We start from the raw sequence: 1460 nt of genomic DNA, 5'->3' as shown, positions 1-1460 counted from the left end.
CTTGCGGGAGAGGGGTTGGGGTGAGGGCGCTCTACCGCTCCACTGCTGAAACACCCCGATAAAGCCCCTGCCGAGCATGGCTCGGCACTACGCGTGAGCTGCACATTTTGCTTCGGTAGAGCGAAGCCATGCTCCGCTGAAGCTTTCCCCGCAAAGCTCGCCAAGCCCCACCCGGCACTACACAGACACCGCCATTCAAGCCACCATCAGCCACAGTTCCCCGGAGAACCTGCCGATGCGTGCATTGACCGTCGTACTGCTGTTGCTGGCGCCTGCACTGGCCTGGGCACAAACGCCGCCCACGCTCGAACAGGCCGACGCCGCCTGGAACCAATTGCGTCTACAAGGCGATGCGCAATCGCTGGCCCCGCTGCTGGCCGATGACTGGCTGCTTACCCACTCCGACGGCCGCACCCAGCACAAGGCCGACTACCTGCAGGAACTGGCCACGCGCCAGCGCCGCAACACCCGCATCGACAACGAAGACGTGCAGATACGCCACTACGGCGGCACCGCCGTGATCACCGGCACCAGCGTCCAAGCCGCCGTCAGCGACGGCAAACCGTGGCAGGGCCGCTTCCGCTTCACCCGCGTGTGGGTACAGCGCGACGGGCATTGGCAGATGGTGGCCTCGCATTCCTCGCGGCTTCCCGAGACCACACCATGAGCGGCGTGGATTTCATCGAGGTCTACGAACAAGCCCTGTCCGCCGACGATTGCGCGGCCATCGTGCAGCGCCTGCGCCACAGCACCCAGTTGCAGCCGGGGCAGGTGGGCGGTGGCGTGCATCCGGAACTCAAACGCAGCCGCGACCTGCGCATCAGCGGCAATGAAGCCTGGCGCGACGTTGAACAGCGTCTGCAACAGGCGGTGTTCACCGGCGTACTGCGTTATCTACGGCGTTATCCACAGGTTCTGATTTCGCCGCTGATGCTGCAGATCGAAGGCAACGACGGCCAGCCACGGCGTCTGGCCGCCGAAGATTTTCCCGCCATGGACGATGCCGCGCTGGTCGAACTGGCCCGCACCTGCCTGCGTCCGGGCGCGATCAACCTGCAGTGGTACACAGCGGGCGAGGGCGGTTACCCGTACTGGCATTGCGAGCTGTTCCCGCGCGACCCCGGCGGCGAAACCCTGCACCGTCATCTGCTATGGACGCTGTACCTCAACGACGATTTCGACGAAGGCGAAACCGAGTTCCTGTTCCAGCAGCGCAAGGTCGCGCCACGCACCGGCAGCTTGCTGATCGCCCCCACCGCGTTCACACACACCCATCGCGGCAATCGCCCGCAGGCGGGGGACAAGTTCATCGCGACAAGCTGGATTCTGTTTCAGTCGGCACAGCAGCTTTACGGCCAATAACATCTGTCGTGGTGGCCCGTAGGAGCGGCCTTGGCCGCGAAGCTGGCAGTCGCTGATACTCCTGCAATTGCAGACGCCATGTAGAGGGAGTTTCGGTC

The 1460-nt window shown here is 64.3% G+C and carries 2 protein-coding genes; both read left to right on the top strand.

From position 1 onward, the window contains the following. Positions 1-235 precede the first annotated feature (235 nt). Positions 236-667: a nuclear transport factor 2 family protein gene (locus ACVOLO_RS18005; protein ID WP_481571694.1), complete on the top strand. Its 432-nt coding sequence runs from the start codon at positions 236-238 to the stop codon at positions 665-667. Next, a complete protein-coding gene (locus ACVOLO_RS18000; protein ID WP_481571693.1) occupies positions 664-1362 on the top strand; it encodes a 2OG-Fe(II) oxygenase in 699 nt (232 codons plus the stop codon). Before ACVOLO_RS18005 ends, ACVOLO_RS18000 begins: the two co-directional genes overlap by 4 nt. The last annotated feature ends 98 nt before the right edge of the window (positions 1363-1460 follow it).

This window comes from Stenotrophomonas sp. STEN056, from assembly GCF_056759635.1.
Note: the sequence above shows the minus strand (reverse complement) of the source record. Positions and strands in the feature narration are given on the sequence as shown.

Bases quoted from the DNA above. Each gene is read 5' to 3' on its own strand.
- ACVOLO_RS18005 (WP_481571694.1), top strand. From the start codon at position 236: ATGCGTGCATTGACCGTCGTACTGCTGTTGCTGGCGCCTGCACTGGCC.
- ACVOLO_RS18000 (WP_481571693.1), top strand. From the start codon at position 664: ATGAGCGGCGTGGATTTCATCGAGGTCTACGAACAAGCCCTGTCCGCC.